This window comes from Neisseria sp. HMSC03D10, from assembly GCF_001807625.1.
In the GTDB taxonomy this organism is placed as follows: Bacteria; Pseudomonadota; Gammaproteobacteria; order Burkholderiales; family Neisseriaceae; genus Neisseria; species Neisseria mucosa.
Window position 1 is genome coordinate 41,833 of record NZ_KV789608.1, and the last position, 13,186, is coordinate 55,018.

A 13,186-nucleotide genomic window follows, 5' to 3' on the forward strand; every position below is an offset into this window, starting at 1 on the left:
CCCGAAGGTTTCAGACGACCTTTGCCGCCCGAAACCGTTTAAATGCCATTACCACCAACTGTCATAGAAAACCGCCTGTCCTTCGGCTATTGCTAATCGCGCATTCGCTATAAAGTTTTTGGTTTCTGTAATGTCTTCGGGATAAATTTGTGAATCTCCAAAGAAAAAGCCCGGCGTGTGTTCTAGTTTTTCTTCATTTAAATCAGCTTCCAGCCGTTCTAAATCTTCTAGTTCCAGCCGCACCGTACAACAATTAAATACATCGCATTTACCGCCTTTTTGCCGATATAAATTTTCCATCCAGCCATGAAGATGGTTAAATTTCCGCCAGTACGCAAATTGATTCAGTTCTGCTTCATCGCGTTCATCTTCACTCACATTCACATCGGTTTGACGGTCGCCGACAAACTCGGCATTCATGGTATAGCCGTACATATCAAGTCCCATTTGATAATCCTTTCATAAATTTTCATTCATAAATAAACAACCATCGGGGGCAGTGGCCGCCGTGTTGTGATGTCGTAAAAAATTTCAAAGCGCAAAAAGTCCAGACTGGCTTTGTGCGGCTTTTATCTTTGTCCGGTGCGCCCTCTGCGGCGTGGTGGAAAAGGTGGAAGCCGTGCAAAGACACTTGTCTTGGTCTGGACTTTTTGCGCTTTGAAATTTAGACATCAACCAACAACACGGCGGCCACTGCCCCCGATGGTTGTTTCAAACCTTCAGCCGCTCTGCGGCGTTTCCGCCCCTTGGGGCGGAATTGAAAAAACGCTTTAGGGCGTTTTTTGGCACTCGTTGCCTATCCTGCGTTGTAGTTAAAATTAGTGTTGTACTTATGAAGTCTCCCTTTTTGAAGGGTAGATACGCGCTGATTGGAAAGATATTAGTTCAAATATTAGATATTATTAGATTCAAATAGATTTGAAATAGATTATTATTAGAATAAATTTAGATTGATATAGACTATAAATAAATTTAGTTAGATTTAAAATAGTTATATAATTAGAATGATATTAGATTGAAAAGTAGATTCTATTGGTTTACTATTAGATTTTATGGGTTCTTTATTAGAAATTATTAGATTTGAATAGATTAAAATTAGATTGGATTTATATATGGGTATTTCGGTAGAAAAATTCATAACCGAGCAGGAAGAAAACGGACGGCGTTCCAAATTAGAGCCGTTCAAATCCGACATCCTGCTGCTCAAACAAAAAGGTTTTTCTCAAAAACAGATTCAGCAATTTTTGAAAGAAAACGGCCTTGAAGTCGGACTGACGACGATCAACTGGTTTGTCAAAACACGCTCGCAAACGGAGCAGAGCAACCAGCCGGAAAACAGCAAAACCGAAGCTCAAAAACCGTCCTCATCTCGAAATCATTTTCAAAAAAATGAACGTCAAAAGACAGAAAACTCGGAACAGTCCTCACCCGGGAAACCAGGCGAAGGAAAATTCGATTGGCAGAATCAGATCAATCCTAATGAGTACATATAAAAAAAGCCGTCTGAATTTTCAGACGGCTTTCGAGGTAAAATACCGCGTTCAGCGTTCGTAATGGTATCGGCAGGCATAAACCGTTACCGTATCTTCTTCTACCGAGTAAACCAAACGGTGTTCCCGATCAATCCTTCGTGACCACAGTCCCGATTTCTGATGACGCAGCGGTTAGGTTTACCGATTCCCTTCGGATGGTTGGCTTTAATATCTTCCAAAAGCAACTTGATCCGTTCAACCTTCCTGGCATCGTGCTTTTTCCAATAAGCCAAATCTTCGGCGGCATCGGTGGTAAAACGGTGCTTCATCACAGATCAACCTCGACAAATTCTCCCTGTTCTGCCTGAGCCAGCGAGTGTTCCAAACGTGCAGCATTGGCAGGATTTCCGAACAGGTAAAGCGTCTCCATAATAGAGCCGTACTCTTCTTCAGACATCAAGACACAGTTCCCTCCGTTCCGGCGTGTAATATGTGTTACTACTTGGTCTTCGCACACTTTGGTCATAACCTTCGCCAAATCTTCACGGGCTGCGGTGTAGCTGATTACATAGTCCATTTTTTGTATCTCCATTAAGTAACACAATTAATTGTACAGTAAACCTGTACATATTTATAGCTATTTATCCACAAAACTTGTACATATCCCTCCCTCAAAAACGTTCTATATCCTCCCAAACGTCAATATCCATCTGTATCAGCCATAAATTGCACAAAAAACAATCAGGTGGCCGCCTGTAATATTTTTTGATAGTGGTCTGTGATCGTGGTCTTTGTATAAAGGTCGTCTTATGGGGACAAAGTTCTCTGTCCTCAAAAGCCAATGTTCTTTGTTCAATATGTACAAACATAGTATTTTCAATTACTTATTTCATTCAAAAAAGCAGATTTTTATCATCCGATTTGGGTAAAAATAGGAAGATAGGACGGAAAAAAGGTGGGCATATCCCGATCTGCGCCGAAAAACAGGCAAAACCGCCTTTCAGACGACCTTTCCCGCTTCAAAGGGCGCAAAAAAAGCTGCCGGAGCAGCATTTGGGCGCGACTGTGCCAACAGCCTGATGATTACTGTTTTTTCCTAAAGAGGTTTTTGAGATTTTGGCGATCGGGATTGTCGGGATTCCGCTGTCCGCCTTTATCGGGCGGCGGGTCTGAGGATTGTTTGATTTGCGCCTCGTATTCCGCCTTAGCTTTGCGCGTGGCCGCTTCGGACGTCGGTGGCGCAGGGATGTTGGGGGAACGGTCGGAGGCGTAGAAGCCTGCCCAGCCGTTCAGAATAGCTTTCCGCATGGCGGCTTCGAGGTCGTAGTTTTTGTTTTTGAGGTCTTTGAGCTGGTTGAGCAGGACTTTTTTCTGCTTGATATTGAGGGGTTTACCTTTTTCGGCGCGCATCTTCAAAAAGTCATTCCAAAGTGTGAGGTTGACCCACTTCTCAAGGCGGAAATTGTCGATGTCGAGATGGTAGCGGCTGTCAAACTGTGGCACTGCCTCGCCTTTAACTAGATAGCAAAGCTCCAATAAACGCTCTTTGTTGAGCTGCCAGTGCATTCTGCCGTGTACGCCTGCGCGTCGGCATTGGATCACGCCTTTGCCCGATAAAAATTTCCGCGCTTTTTCGTACCCACGTCGCGTTAGTCCAAATTCAGAGAACAACTGGGCGGCCGTCTTGTATATCCAGCCATGACGTTTCGGATCCTTGTCAGCCACATCGCTCCACCAAAACAGCCCCGACAATAACGTCGCTGCCTGAATATTGGAGCCGCACAAAAGCCCGAACTCGCGGTAAACCACGAAGTCCGTTGTGATGTGATGACGAAGGTCGGCTGTGAGCATAGGATTTATTTTGCTCTTTTGTTATAAAGCGAGGGGTTAACTTTCAATTTTCCCTTTGTTATCTTTTCAACCTTATATGCTTGCTTTTCAGGAATGATATCTTTCCACTGAGTAACTGCTGAGGGGCTAACATCCAAATGTTGAGCAGTGGCACTTTTTGAACCGAAATATTCCAGTACATCAACTTTAAACATGATTTTTACCTGTCATTTTAAGTATTCTTAAATTATAAGTGTGAAGAAAACTTAAAGCAAGATGAGTTAAGATTACTTAAATCAATTTCGCAAACAGGTTTGAACCGTGGAAACTTCAATTGGACAAAGAATTCGGCATAAACGAAAGGAGTTCGGTTGGACTCAACAAGAGCTTGCAAAGAAGCTCAAAGATGTCTCGCATGTAGCTATTTCTCAATGGGAGTCGAACACAACCAAGCCAAATGCTGAAAATTTATATGAACTATCTCAGATTCTTGGGTGTGACTTCGGCTGGCTTTTAAAGGGAGAAGGCGAAAATACAAATGTCTTATTTTTAGCTGATCCGGAAAATAAAAAAATTCCAATTTTGGAAATTACTCAACTCGAACATTGGCATATCGGTATAGACATACCAACCCCAATAGAAAGAGAGTACCTTATGAGTAATATCCATAAACCCAGCAAATGTTTTGCTTTGAAAGTTCTGGATGATTCCATGAAACCCGATTTTGTAGAGGGAGATATGATTGTAATTGACTCAGAACAGAAGCCAGCACCTGGAGAGTTTGTAGTGGCTCGAGTTGATAAAGACATTTTATTTAGAAAGTATCAAGTTGAGAGCTCCGTGAATGGAGAGGCAGAATATTTCTCTCTTACCCCACTTAATCAGGATTTTCCCCCATTCTCATCTTCTCGGCACTCAATTGAACTTCTTGGCACAATGGTAGAACATCGGATTTTTAGAAGGAAAAGATAATTTCTTGATTCACCCGAGATAAAAGGTCGCCTGTAAAAACAGGCGACCTTTTTTTATTAATACAAAGCAATAACTTACAGCAATTTAACTAAAAAAATTAAGAAATCTTAAAATTTAGCTTGCTTAATAATTTAAGATAACTTAAAATTCATCCAGTCACAGATTTAAGCTCTTTAACAATTTGTAATGAAGCAACCGGCCTTCGGAGTTTTTTCGGAGTATGAACCCCGAAAAAACAGGCGTAGAAAAGGCGATCGAGCCTTTGGGTAAGAACAAACGGTTGCTGGCAGCTTTCAACCTGCCAAAAAAAAATGCCGCGCATCCGGGTAGCCTGATGAGAGGGTCCGGTAACAGGCGGCAAGTTGGACGTATTTTTTAATCGGGACGTAATCCCGATGCAGCAGCGATAATCTGCGGACAAGCTGCAAAATACATTTTGGTTTTTCTTTTCGCCCGCCGTGAGCGGGTATTTATCGGATAAATCCGATAGGGCATATGCCCAATATTCAGACGGCTCTACCCGTCTTTAAAGGTGTATCCAAATCCAAGCCCACTTCTTGCACAAGTGGGTTTCCGTTTGGGTTCATCCGAAATAATAATAAAGTTTATTATTTCAGATAGTTTATTATTATAGTGCAAAGGCGAAGTTATGACAAATATGACAAAGGATGAAATTAAAGCCCTGCAAATCAAAGCAGCAGAAATCAGTGATCATTTTGAAAAACGCTCGGCGGTTTATGTGCGCTCGGGACAGGAAATTTTTGAGGCGAACCGTGAGAATCACGATGACGCATTCATCGCATCGCGCATCGCGAATGAATATTGGTGGAAATTCGAGTGGTTTTTGAATGATAGTGAACTCTGGAAAGATAGCGATTTTGACGATATTGATGAGGTTGCGGCAGAGTTTGAGAGTCGGTTTGCGGAATTTTTTCGGGAAGGTTGAGAACGATGGCGTTATTACTTAGTTTGTTATTTAATGATTATGGCCTTCCAAGTGGTAAGGCTTGGATATTTCTCACGATTATACTTTGCATAATCGCTGTTTTTTTCATGGCTTTTGATGAGGATACGGATGGCTTACCTTCGTATCTTGTTTCAGGCTTTGGTTTTGCCTTGTATTTAGCTTTATTTTTTATTATTGCTGCAATAAACCAATATGAGCATATACCTATCAGTGGTACGGATATTCAAAAGAGCAATTTGAAAAGATGTACAGTTGGGAAAACCATTACACTCGAAAACATCGAGGATATTATGACTGAGTGCCAAAACCGTGATCAGGAGCTGAAACTTAAGGAGGGAATCGAATCCTTAAGAAAATAGCGCATAGGGGAATTATGAAAGATATTGAAGTATGCAACTTGATGAAAAAGGCCGAGGATATTTGTGAGTTCTTAGAATTGCGAGCTGGTTCTTACATTATCCCTAATCCTGAGTTTTATTTTCCTCGTCATGATGACCCTGAAATCTGTTACGTTGAAGCAGGTATTGCCAAAAAATATCAAGAACAATTTGGATTGTATTTAACGAAAGGGCAATTTGGATTAGAAGCAGGTTTTGATATTGCTGAGATAGCGAAGCAATTTAAGGAGCAGTTTTCGGGATTTATTCACGAAAGATGAAAACGATGTCTTTTATTCTTAATTGGTTTTTTGATGATTATGGATTTCCTAGCGTTTGGGTATGGGTATTCCTTTTTATTAGTTTATTAATTTTTGCAGCTAACTACATTTATTTTATATGCAATTGGAAAGGTAGTGAACTTCCAAGATTTATAGCTTGCGTAGCATTCTTCCTGTATTTACTCCTATTTGGATTTGTTTCAAAAGTAAACCCATATAAATATATCCCCCTCAGTGGAACTGCTATTCAAAAAGAAAATGTGCAAAGATGTACAGTTGGGAAAACCATTACACTTGGAAACATCGAGGATATTATGTTTGATTGCAAAAAACATGATTTGAAAATGGAGCTTAAGTCCATAACAAAATAAGCAAGGTTAATTTCAGGTCGTTAGAAGTTTCAGACGACCATTTCTACCGCCTAGCTACACCATAGGCGGCGGGCAACTCAGCGGCTCGAGAGAAAGGAAGACTGAGCGGTTCCGATACCGTCCGTGTGTGATGTTGTGTGAACAAGCACTTTACCCGCGAAACAACGAGCAGTAACGGGAGGGTAAAAATCGGCGGTATGGTATTTATCACACCCTGCCGTTTTGAGCGATGCCCTGATAAGGCTGACTACCGGCAATACGTCGGGGAGCAGGTGGAAGCCCTGCATTTCAATCAATTTAAAAGAAGATTCCTATGTATAACAAGGTTCTTGTAATAATAGTTGGTATATTGCTTTCAGCAATGACAATCAAATTAATATATACGGCCAACCTGATAACTTTTCTTACAGCAAGTCCATTTATTATCTTGAGTTTTATGGCACTTGTTTGTATGTGGGTATTAGATGATTAAAAACTAGAAGGAGTTATTGATATGCGTTTAGATGAAGGAAAAATGGAAGAATTGAGAGATCGAATTCGAGAGCTGAATGGAAAACGGTTATCAGAGTTAGATGAAGTGCAATTGAAGCTATATGGAACTGCACTTTCATATAATAGAAAATTAGAACTGCAAATCATTAGTAAGCAAATTAATGAAAATGATTCCATCATTTTCATTATATAAGCAATTATGCAAATGACAAATTTAATTCAAACGAATGAAAGGAAGCAACATGAAAAAACTCCGCAAGCCCGTCAAACAAATTGTGATTGGCACTTATGAAAGCATGAAGGCTGCATCCAAGCAGGTTGACCTGTTGATGCGTGGTAATAGTGATTTATGTGTAAATATCGTTCAGGACGGTCGTAAGTTTCAGGTTCGAACAGTTGCTTGGCAATAAAAAAGCCGCTTTCTTTCAAAAGCGGCTTTGGGAGAATTGGATAATCTCGTAGGGGTACGCAGATTATCCTTTTTTTCGTCTTTTATTTCAATATGGAAAAGGTATGTGTATGAAAAAATCCTTGGGTTTGTTGACAGCGGCGTTGCTGGGTGCAGCGCCCGCCGCTTATGCTGACGATGTACTGACGGGCGATACACGATTGGCGTGTGAAGCGGTTTTGTGTCTGTCTTCAGGTGATCGTCCGAGCGAGTGTGCGCCGTCGATTAAGCGGTATTTTTCGATTCGGCATAAAAAGTTGGGTGATACGCTGAAAGCGCGGCGCAATTTTTTGAAAATGTGTCCGGCAAGTTCGGAAACCGCTGAAATGGCGGGTTTGACAGATGCGATTGCGGAGGGCGCGGGGCGCTGCGACGCTAAAGAGTTGAATCGAATGATGCGTTACCCGGCATGGGAACAGGTTTGCGAACAGAAAACCTATAACCGTCTTGGCCGAAACTACACCAAACAGGAAAACTGTCAGATGGTTAAAAAATTCCGTGTCCGTCCCGATAAACCGCAATACTGCAAAGCATATTTTGAACATGGTTGGACAACCACTGGCGACAAGGTGCGTTATGTAGGCGAAGAGAAAACCGGTGGTCGTTGGGTTGATGTTCACTGAAAATTTCACTCCTGCTCTACATCGGCATAATGTTTAGCAGTTTATGCAGCTCTTCCGAAAGGTGAGAGCTGCTTTTTTACAAACGAAAGCCTGTTCAAGGGCGAGCAGGTTTCTTTTTGTGAAAAATCATTACAAACGAAAGGTTATGCCATGAAGGAAGTCCATTTTATTGCCCAGGGTAAGGGCGGGGTCGGTAAATCTACGATTGCTGCATTTACCGCCGACTACTTGAAAAACGCCGCAGCCGCAGCCATGCCTGTCCCTATGTTCTGCTTCGATACAGACCCTGTAAACCAAACCTTTCTGCGTCATCAGGCTTTCAAACCCGAGCTGGTTAAAATCATGACGGAACACAATACCATCAATTCGCGAAATTTTGACGGTTTGGTGGAAAAATTAGTATTCGAAGAAGGTATAGCCATTGTTGACAACGGCGCGGCAACGTTTGTGCCGTTGATGTCCTATATGGCGGAGAACTCAATTCCGGAGTTGTTGGCCGAGAATAATGTTCGGATGGTAATTCATGTGCCACTGACGGGCGGACAGGCATTGAACGACTGTATTACCGGGTTAGTACAGATACTGAAAAGCCTGAAAGCCGAGGTTGTTGTGTGGTTGAACGATTTTCGGGGAAACGTGGAGCAGGAGAAACCGTTTGACCAATTTAAAGTTTATAAAGAATTTAAAGACCAAATTATAGGTATCGTACATATTCCGAACCGCAATCCCGACACTTTCGGTAAAGACCTGGAGGAGATGACAAGTAAAAATTTATCACTGTCCGAAGCAATTACATCTGACACATTTGGCTTGATGCCGCGCCAGCGTCTGAAAACCGTACAGCGCGATTTGTGGCAACAACTGGATAAAGTCCCGTTCTTGGCAACGCAGCAAGCAGACGGAAGCGAGTGATGATGAATCAAGCCGATGTAGATGCCATTATTGCAGAAACATTCCGCCTGTCGGGCATAAAGCTGACGGCGGACGATCCCATCATTCCCATCCTGCTGATAATGGAAGGCCGTCTGAAAGCTCTGTTTGCCGAGCAGCGCGTCCATACCCGTCAGGATTTTGACGAAATCACTGCCGAAATCGAAGAACCGCTGAAAGCGGCGGTTCAGATTGCGGAAGATTTGAAAACCTATCGGGCACAGATTCTGGCTGATCTGCTGGCAGGGTACGGCAAAGAATTGTCCGAAAGCGAAGGACGAATATCCAGTTCCATTCAACAAACAATTGCAAAGCAAACTCAGGCGCATATTGATGAAGTGGTAGCTAAAATGAATCGTTCTTGGTTAGTCGCTGCATTGATATTTTTTGCAATTATTCTTTTGGGGCTCTTTATTCCAAAATTTGTATAGGATTCATATGTTATCGGAATCAAGAATAAAGGTTGTTACCGAAAAAGTAGGTAGGTTGTTTGTCCCACATGAGGAACAATACCCACATTACAAACTGGTTCCGATTGATACAGACAGGCAGGGTTATCTCTGCCTGCTGTTTTATATCGACAGGAGCAATTTTTTGGTACTTGAGCCGCGTATTAAACGCTATGCGGCAGTTCGGCGGCTGTCGCTGCTGCTGGAAAATGCCCCTTATACGGTCTATGAAACAGTGAGGTAGCCATGAAAACTTATGACGTAAAAGAGGCGGCGCAATACTGTAAATGCCACCCCGAAACCATACGGGAATACATCCGCTCCGGCCGTTTGGCAGCCTCCATGCCCGGGCGGAAATACTGTATCACGCAGCCCGCACTTGACGCATTTTTGACCGAACTGGAAAATGCGCGGGTGCTGGCTTCACTTGAAAGTAGGAGTGAACAAAAATGCCGATCTATAAACGCGAAAACGGTGTCTATTATATTGACATCACAACGCAGGGCGGTCAGAGAATTAGACAATCTGCTCGCACCAAAGACAAGCAAGAAGCCCAAATGCTGCATGACAAACTGAAACATGAACTGTGGCAGCAGCAATATCTCGATGAGAAACCGAAACGGCTGTGGGATGAAGCGGCTGTTCGGTGGATTGAAGAGATGAAAGACAAAAAAAGCATTCGGGACGACATCAGCCGCCTACGCTGCTTGACCGGTCTTAGAGGCGTCTTCCTGCATCACATGAGCCGTGATTTCATCATGCAGACCGTCGGCAGCATGACGTGTTCGGACAGTACCAAAAACCGCTACCTTGCCTTAATCCGCGCGATTTTGAACAAGGTGGCGAAAGAATGGGGCTGGTTGGACGGAGTACCGAAGCTGACGTTGTACCGCGAAGCCAAACGCCGTATCCGCTGGCTGACGCATGAAGAAGCCCAAAGGCTGATTGATGCCCTGCCGGAATATATGGCAGATATGGCGGTCTTCAGTTTGGCGACAGGTTTGCGGCAAAGCAATGTACTGGGGCTGAAATGGACGCAAATCAATCTAGAACGCAAAACGGCATGGATTGAAGCTGACGAAGCCAAAGCCGGAAGGCCTATCGGCGTTGCGCTGAATCAGACGGCACTCGGTATATTGGTAAAACAGATGGGCAGAAACCCGTCTTTTGTTTTTACCCAGCCGAACGGCAAACCCGTGAAAAGCATCAGCTCCCGCATTTGGAAAAACGCATTGTCAAAAGCAGGCATTGCCGATTTCCGCTGGCACGACTTGAGGCACACATGGGCAAGCTGGCTGATACAGGCAGGCGTTCCGCTGGCCGCATTACAGGAAATGGGCGGTTGGGAGAATGTCGGGATGGTTCAGAAGTATGCCCATCTGGCTCCTGAACATTTGCACGGACACGCGGCTTTATTGGACAGTGTCGGTCTCGGTTGCGACACAAAACAGGCACACCCCAACATAGGCGGTGGCAAAGAAAAAAGCCTAAACGACTGTTTAGGCTTAGGAAAAGTGGTGGGTCGTGAGCGATTCGAACGCTCGACCAACGGATTAAAAGTCCGCTGCTCTACCGACTGAGCTAACGACCCGATAAGCTGTGAATTATATTGGCCGACATCCTGCTCGTCAATAAGTTTTTTGAATTTTTTTTCAATAAAAGTAAACAGCCTGTTATTTGCCGTTAAACTGCCCTATTTTACTGGTCCGTTATGTTATGATTCCCACGTCTGCCTGAAAAGGGGTAGGCGTTTTCCAGATTTAAGAAAGGATAAAACATGAAAAAATTACTGATTGCTGCGATGATGATGGCCGGTTTGGCTGCATGCTCTCAAGAGGCCAAACAACAAACCCAAGAGGCTGCTTCTGCCGTAGCTTCTGACGCCAATGCCGCTGCTTCCGAAGCAAAAGATGCGGCTGATAAAGCAGTTTCCGACGTTAAAGATGCGGCTGCCGATGCTAAGGCAAGTGCAGATAAAGCTGTATCCGACGCTAAGGAAACCGCAGATAAAGCCTTATCGGATGCAACCGAAGCCACAGGAAAAGCAGTTGAAGAAGCTGCCAAAGATGCAAAAAATGCTGCTAAAGATGCTTTGAACAAAGCCGCTGATGCAACTCAAGATGCTGCGGATAAAATGAAAGACGCTGCCAAGTAATTGTTTTAACAACGTATCAACAAGCCGTCGGAATTATTCCGTACGGCTTGTTTTGTTTGCCTCGTTTTATTTTTCAGACGACCTCTTGTGTTAAGATGACGGCTTTACCGTGCAGGAAATCTGTTATGACCGATATTCTGAATAAAATCCTTGCAACCAAAGCCCTGGAAGTCGCCACACAAAAAGCTTCTGTCTCTTTGGATGAAATGAAAAAACAGGCAGATGCCGCCTTGCCCGTACGCGGTTTTTTTGACTCTATCCGTACCAAACACGAGCAAAACCGCCCTGCCGTCATTGCTGAAATTAAAAAAGCCAGCCCGAGCAAAGGGCTGATCAGACCCGATTTCCATCCTGCACAGATTGCCCGTGCCTATGAAAATGCCGGAGCTGCGTGCTTGTCGGTATTGACTGACGAACAATATTTCCAAGGCTCTCCCGAATATTTGAAAGCGGCACGTGCGGCAGTCGGGCTTCCCGTTCTACGAAAAGACTTCATCATCGATGAGTATCAGATTTATCAGGCGCGTGCCTGGGGTGCTGATGCCGTCTTACTGATTGCCGCCGCGCTTGAGCAAGAACAATTAGAACATTTTGAAGCAGTAGCCCATCAATTAGGCATGAACGTATTGTTGGAACTGCATGATACTTCCGAATTGGAAAAATGCCGAAATCTGACAACACCCCTATGGGGCGTAAACAACCGCAACCTGCGGACATTCGACGTATCTTTACAGCAGACTCTGGATTTACTGCCTGCGCTGGCAGGTAAAACCGTCGTTACCGAAAGCGGCATCCGCGGCAAATCCGACGTGGATTTTATGCGCAGCCACGGCATACATACCTTCCTTATCGGCGAGACCTTTATGCGTGCCGACGATATTGAAGCGGAATTGCGGAAGTTGTTTTAAGGTTTCATATTGCGGAATCATGTAAAAGGTCGTCTGAAAAACATTTTTCAGACGACCTTTTTGTGTCATGCGGATGAAAACGGTTTTAGCGGTTTTTCAATCCCAAAACGTCCTGCATATCGTACAACCCCGTTTTGCCGTTGACCCAAATTGCGGCGCGGACGGCGCCGGCGGCGAAGGTCATGCGGCTGCTGGCTTTGTGGGTGATTTCGACGCGTTCGCCGTCGGTGGCGAAGAGGGCGGTGTGGTCGCCGACGATGTCTCCTGCGCGGACGGTGGCAAAGCCGATGGTGGACGGATCGCGTGGGCCGGTGTGGCCTTCGCGGCCGTAAACGGCGCATTGTTTGAGGTCGCGGCCGAGCGCGTCGGCGATGACTTCGCCCATGCGCAGGGCGGTGCCGCTGGGTGCGTCGACTTTGTGGCGGTGGTGGCCTTCGATGATTTCGATGTCGTAGCCTTCGTTGAGGACGCGGGCGACGGTGTCGAGGATGTGGAAGGTGAGGTTGACGCCGACGCTGAAGTTGGCGGCGAAGACGACGCCTATTTTTTCGCCGGCGGCTCGGATGGCGGCTTTGCCTGCGTCGTCGAAACCGGTAGTGCCGATGATGATGTTGACGCCTTTTCCCACGCATTTTTGCAGGTGTTTCAGGGTCGGTTCGGGACGGGTGAAGTCGATGAGTACGTCACTTTGGGCGAGGACGGCATCAACGTTGTCTGAAATGGCGATGCCGGTTTTGATGCCGGAGGCGAAACCTGCGTCCAAGCCTAAGACTTCGGAGCCTGAATGTTCGAGTGCGCCGGAGAGGACGGTGTCGGGATGGTTGTTGACGGCTTCAACCAGTACGCGCCCCATGCGGCCGTTGACGCCGGCGATGGCGATTTTTAATGCGCTCATGCGGTTTCCTTAGTGA

Annotated in this window: 22 protein-coding genes, 1 tRNA gene and 2 pseudogenes; 17 read left to right on the forward strand and 8 right to left on the reverse strand. The window is 44.8% G+C overall.

Annotated elements, in window-relative coordinates:
• Positions 1 to 48 precede the first annotated feature (48 nt).
• Positions 49 to 447: a phosphoglycerate kinase gene (locus HMPREF3066_RS10980; RefSeq protein ID WP_070442930.1), complete on the reverse strand. Its 399-nt coding sequence runs from the start codon at positions 445 to 447 to the stop codon at positions 49 to 51.
• 665 nt (positions 448 to 1,112) lie between these two features.
• On the opposite strand from HMPREF3066_RS10980, the gene HMPREF3066_RS10985 reads away from it, so the two are divergent.
• Positions 1,113 to 1,493: a hypothetical protein gene (locus tag HMPREF3066_RS10985; RefSeq protein WP_070442933.1), complete on the forward strand. Its 381-nt coding sequence runs from the start codon at positions 1,113 to 1,115 to the stop codon at positions 1,491 to 1,493.
• 48 nt (positions 1,494 to 1,541) lie between these two features.
• Here the strand turns inward: HMPREF3066_RS10985 and HMPREF3066_RS13670 are convergent, their stop codons facing one another.
• From HMPREF3066_RS13670 to HMPREF3066_RS11005, 5 genes and pseudogenes are all read right to left on the reverse strand, one after another.
• A complete protein-coding gene (locus HMPREF3066_RS13670; protein ID WP_321178945.1) occupies positions 1,542 to 1,625 on the reverse strand; it encodes a type II toxin-antitoxin system YoeB family toxin in 84 nt (27 codons plus the stop codon).
• Positions 1,611 to 1,801: pseudogene (locus tag HMPREF3066_RS10990) on the reverse strand (type II toxin-antitoxin system YoeB family toxin); the annotation flags it as partial. The pseudogene HMPREF3066_RS10990 and the gene HMPREF3066_RS13670, both read right to left, overlap by 15 nt.
• A complete protein-coding gene (locus tag HMPREF3066_RS10995) occupies positions 1,801 to 2,049 on the reverse strand; it encodes a type II toxin-antitoxin system Phd/YefM family antitoxin (RefSeq protein ID WP_231574631.1) in 249 nt (82 codons plus the stop codon). The pseudogene HMPREF3066_RS10990 and the gene HMPREF3066_RS10995, both read right to left, overlap by 1 nt.
• Positions 2,050 to 2,555: 506 nt before the next feature.
• Complete coding sequence (locus HMPREF3066_RS11000) at positions 2,556 to 3,323, reverse strand: hypothetical protein (RefSeq protein WP_070442936.1); 768 nt, start codon at positions 3,321 to 3,323, stop codon at positions 2,556 to 2,558.
• 5 nt (positions 3,324 to 3,328) lie between these two features.
• Positions 3,329 to 3,517, reverse strand: coding sequence for a Cro/CI family transcriptional regulator (locus tag HMPREF3066_RS11005; protein WP_049322041.1), 189 nt, complete (start codon positions 3,515 to 3,517; stop codon positions 3,329 to 3,331).
• A gap of 106 nt (positions 3,518 to 3,623) precedes the next feature.
• Between HMPREF3066_RS11005 and HMPREF3066_RS11010 the strand changes: the two genes are divergently transcribed.
• From HMPREF3066_RS11010 to HMPREF3066_RS11060, 14 genes and pseudogenes are all read left to right on the forward strand, one after another.
• Complete coding sequence (locus tag HMPREF3066_RS11010) at positions 3,624 to 4,274, forward strand: LexA family protein (protein ID WP_049322042.1); 651 nt, start codon at positions 3,624 to 3,626, stop codon at positions 4,272 to 4,274.
• A gap of 220 nt (positions 4,275 to 4,494) precedes the next feature.
• A complete protein-coding gene (locus tag HMPREF3066_RS13215) occupies positions 4,495 to 4,653 on the forward strand; it encodes a hypothetical protein (protein ID WP_168160674.1) in 159 nt (52 codons plus the stop codon).
• Between the two features lie 270 nt (positions 4,654 to 4,923).
• Positions 4,924 to 5,220 (forward strand): hypothetical protein, encoded by a 297-nt coding sequence (locus HMPREF3066_RS11015; protein ID WP_070442939.1) that lies wholly within the window; start codon positions 4,924 to 4,926, stop codon positions 5,218 to 5,220.
• A gap of 5 nt (positions 5,221 to 5,225) precedes the next feature.
• Positions 5,226 to 5,600: a hypothetical protein gene (locus HMPREF3066_RS11020; RefSeq protein WP_070442942.1), complete on the forward strand. Its 375-nt coding sequence runs from the start codon at positions 5,226 to 5,228 to the stop codon at positions 5,598 to 5,600.
• Positions 5,601 to 5,614: 14 nt separating this feature from the next.
• The gene (locus HMPREF3066_RS11025) at positions 5,615 to 5,899 is read left to right on the forward strand and encodes a hypothetical protein (RefSeq protein WP_070442945.1); all 285 of its coding nucleotides are present in this window, start codon (positions 5,615 to 5,617) and stop codon (positions 5,897 to 5,899) included.
• 5 nt (positions 5,900 to 5,904) lie between these two features.
• Complete coding sequence (locus HMPREF3066_RS11030; RefSeq protein ID WP_321178943.1) at positions 5,905 to 6,270, forward strand: hypothetical protein; 366 nt, start codon at positions 5,905 to 5,907, stop codon at positions 6,268 to 6,270.
• A 493-nt stretch (positions 6,271 to 6,763) separates the two neighbouring features.
• The gene (locus HMPREF3066_RS11035; protein ID WP_070442952.1) at positions 6,764 to 6,955 is read left to right on the forward strand and encodes a hypothetical protein; all 192 of its coding nucleotides are present in this window, start codon (positions 6,764 to 6,766) and stop codon (positions 6,953 to 6,955) included.
• Between the two features lie 49 nt (positions 6,956 to 7,004).
• A complete protein-coding gene (locus HMPREF3066_RS13220; protein WP_019271420.1) occupies positions 7,005 to 7,172 on the forward strand; it encodes a hypothetical protein in 168 nt (55 codons plus the stop codon).
• A gap of 109 nt (positions 7,173 to 7,281) precedes the next feature.
• Positions 7,282 to 7,833, forward strand: a complete 552-nt coding sequence (locus tag HMPREF3066_RS11040; RefSeq protein WP_070442955.1) for a TrbM/KikA/MpfK family conjugal transfer protein — start codon at positions 7,282 to 7,284, stop codon at positions 7,831 to 7,833.
• A 150-nt stretch (positions 7,834 to 7,983) separates the two neighbouring features.
• Complete coding sequence (locus HMPREF3066_RS11045; RefSeq protein WP_070442958.1) at positions 7,984 to 8,745, forward strand: P-loop NTPase family protein; 762 nt, start codon at positions 7,984 to 7,986, stop codon at positions 8,743 to 8,745.
• On the forward strand, positions 8,745 to 9,194 hold the full coding sequence (locus HMPREF3066_RS11050; RefSeq protein WP_070442961.1) for a hypothetical protein: 450 nt from the start codon (positions 8,745 to 8,747) through the stop codon (positions 9,192 to 9,194). The genes HMPREF3066_RS11045 and HMPREF3066_RS11050 overlap by 1 nt, the downstream gene beginning before the upstream one ends.
• Before the next feature lie 7 nt (positions 9,195 to 9,201).
• Positions 9,202 to 9,456, forward strand: a complete 255-nt coding sequence (locus HMPREF3066_RS11055; protein ID WP_070442963.1) for a lipopolysaccharide heptosyltransferase — start codon at positions 9,202 to 9,204, stop codon at positions 9,454 to 9,456.
• Between the two features lie 2 nt (positions 9,457 to 9,458).
• On the forward strand, positions 9,459 to 9,788 hold the full coding sequence (locus HMPREF3066_RS12595) for a helix-turn-helix domain-containing protein (protein ID WP_083286456.1): 330 nt from the start codon (positions 9,459 to 9,461) through the stop codon (positions 9,786 to 9,788).
• Positions 9,704 to 10,693 (forward strand): annotated as a pseudogene (locus HMPREF3066_RS11060) (tyrosine-type recombinase/integrase); the annotation flags it as partial. The gene HMPREF3066_RS12595 and the pseudogene HMPREF3066_RS11060, both read left to right, overlap by 85 nt.
• Positions 10,694 to 10,727: 34 nt before the next feature.
• Here HMPREF3066_RS11060 and HMPREF3066_RS11065 read toward each other — a convergent pair.
• Positions 10,728 to 10,803 (reverse strand) — tRNA-Lys (locus HMPREF3066_RS11065).
• 186 nt (positions 10,804 to 10,989) lie between these two features.
• On the opposite strand from HMPREF3066_RS11065, the gene HMPREF3066_RS11070 reads away from it, so the two are divergent.
• Positions 10,990 to 11,367, forward strand: a complete 378-nt coding sequence (locus HMPREF3066_RS11070) for an Ag473 family lipoprotein (RefSeq protein ID WP_070442967.1) — start codon at positions 10,990 to 10,992, stop codon at positions 11,365 to 11,367.
• A 125-nt stretch (positions 11,368 to 11,492) separates the two neighbouring features.
• Positions 11,493 to 12,275: an indole-3-glycerol phosphate synthase TrpC gene (gene trpC, locus HMPREF3066_RS11075; protein WP_070442970.1), complete on the forward strand. Its 783-nt coding sequence runs from the start codon at positions 11,493 to 11,495 to the stop codon at positions 12,273 to 12,275.
• Positions 12,276 to 12,360: 85 nt separating this feature from the next.
• Here trpC and dapB read toward each other — a convergent pair whose 3' ends face one another.
• On the reverse strand, positions 12,361 to 13,170 hold the full coding sequence (dapB, locus tag HMPREF3066_RS11080) for a 4-hydroxy-tetrahydrodipicolinate reductase (protein ID WP_070442973.1): 810 nt from the start codon (positions 13,168 to 13,170) through the stop codon (positions 12,361 to 12,363).
• Positions 13,171 to 13,186: the final 16 nt, after the last annotated feature.